General features: G+C 63.2%; 1 protein-coding gene. It reads left to right on the forward strand.

The features are described 5' to 3' along the window. Positions 1-1,557: hypothetical protein (locus tag Q319_RS0123345; RefSeq protein ID WP_425388013.1), on the forward strand; the 1,557-nt coding region annotated here is incomplete at its 5' end. Positions 1,558-1,962 lie beyond the last annotated feature (405 nt).

The following is a 1,962-nucleotide window of genomic DNA, read 5'->3' on the forward strand; positions in this document are numbered from 1 at the left end:
AACTCCTCAGAAGTCTCGCCGTCAGGGAAAAACTTTCTCGCCCGCTTCGTGCAGGAACAGCGGTACAGGGGACGCAGCAGCGGCCCACTTGATGGCCTGTTTGCGCACCTCGCGGACGCACCCACACTGCCCCCCTCTCAACCCGCCCCCGCGACTGGCCTGCTTCTCCGTAACGAGCGCGCCCAGGGACAGAAGAAGAGTCATGCCGCGCCGTTGTTCGAGCACCTTGGCAGCCTCGTCAGCACCCGCGCACCCGCCGAATCCTGGCCGCAGGGCCACCGGGAACCGCCACCGCCGGCCCCGGCCCCCAGGTTCACGCCGTCCACCGCAGACCGCCCGATGAAAACGGTCCATGACTTCACGGCTGAGCGCGCCGCCGCACGCGCCCAGTTTGCCGAGCCGCCCGCGCCGGTGGTGGTGTTCCGGCCCGTCGAGTCGCTGACGGCCTGTATGGACAGCGCCGATTGCCCGGAGACCGCCCGGAAGATCTTTCGCGTGTTGTTCTCGCTGGGCCTGAATTCGGTCCGGGCGCGCGGCGTCCCCATCCGCCCCGATGTGGCGGTGTTCCATCTACCGCTCGAATTGCTGGCTGCCCACATCGAGCGGGACCGCGTGACGGTGTGGCGGAACCTGCGCCCGCTGATCGCGTCTGGTGTCCTGGCCGCTGTGGACCATTACGGGACCCTGCGCGGCCAGACCGCCGTGACGGGTAAGGTCTGGGCCGTGTCGCTGTGCCCGGAGCGGGTGCTGTCCGGCCACGCCACGCCAGTTAAAGTCACCATGGGTGACCTGCGGTATCCCTGGCGTGATCTGGACCGGGACGCCCGGCAGGGCCGCACGGTGTACGCTCTGACCCGCAGTGAAGCGCAGCAGCAGGCCGAGAAGGCCCAGCGCGAGGCCAAGCGGGAGGAGGCGGTCGCAGCGCGGGCGCGGGCAGAGGAACGCCTGACCGCACGGGCGCAGGCCAGAGCAGACGGCGAGGTGGTTCCCCGTGGCCGGGCTGCGGCAACGATCAACGCCGCCAAGACGCGGGCCGAAAAATGCCACCCAGCACGCCCCCTTTCTCCAGTGCAACAGTCAGTTAAAAGCCTGAAGGCTATAGAAAGAGGAGAACTTGAAAAGTGGGTGTTAGCTGCATTTTCCACCCAAACCCAAGACGTTACACTGACTGTTGCACCAGCCTTTTCTGATGGCTTGGACGCGGTTTTCACCCTTCCGGTACTCGCAGGTCTGTCGCGCAGCCGCAGAGGCGATCTGGTAGAGAAAACCGCGCGCACCCTGGCCGCATCGTTCGAGGATACTGAAAACCTGCGCTTCTGGTGCTGGCTAATCTGGCAGACCCTGCGGGCGCATGACCAGGGCCAGGACTGGATCGACGACGTTGCGCACATCATGGCGCGCGTGCTGCACGACATTCGCCAAGATCAGCAGATGGGGAACCGCGCGCAGAATCGCCCTGCCGCCCTGGTGGTGAACGGCCTGAGAAATTGCGGCCTGCTGGAGGCGTTGCGGCAGATCGCGCCGACACGGGTAGGGAAACGCCCACGGGCCGCCTGATCTTCTAAAGCTGATTGAGTAGAGCCAGCGACACCCTGCAATCGGGCCGGGTGTGGACGACTGTACCAGTTGCGCGTGCAGATTCTAAATGCAACATACACCTCGGCCTAGTGCAGCGTTCTTTAAGTTCTGATACTAGGGAATCCGAATCATTAGAATTTGGCAAGTCAGTTTTCGGCCTTGAAATCGGCTGGCTTCAAAAACGCACTTTGCCTCTCATACTCCATCAAGATATTGGGATTTCCAGAACGCTGCACTAGTGCTGGACGGTGTTTTGTCGTGTGTTGCATTTTAGAGGCTGCGGCGATGAGGAGGCCACCAAATTCCGGGGGCTTGAAGCACCGTGGTTCATGGGGCATCGGCAGTGGAGTCGAATTCGATACGTCGCATCATGTTGCCAAATCG

Origin of the sequence: Deinococcus marmoris DSM 12784 (genome assembly GCF_000701405.1) — a bacterium.
GTDB classification, from domain to species: domain Bacteria; phylum Deinococcota; class Deinococci; order Deinococcales; family Deinococcaceae; genus Deinococcus; species Deinococcus marmoris.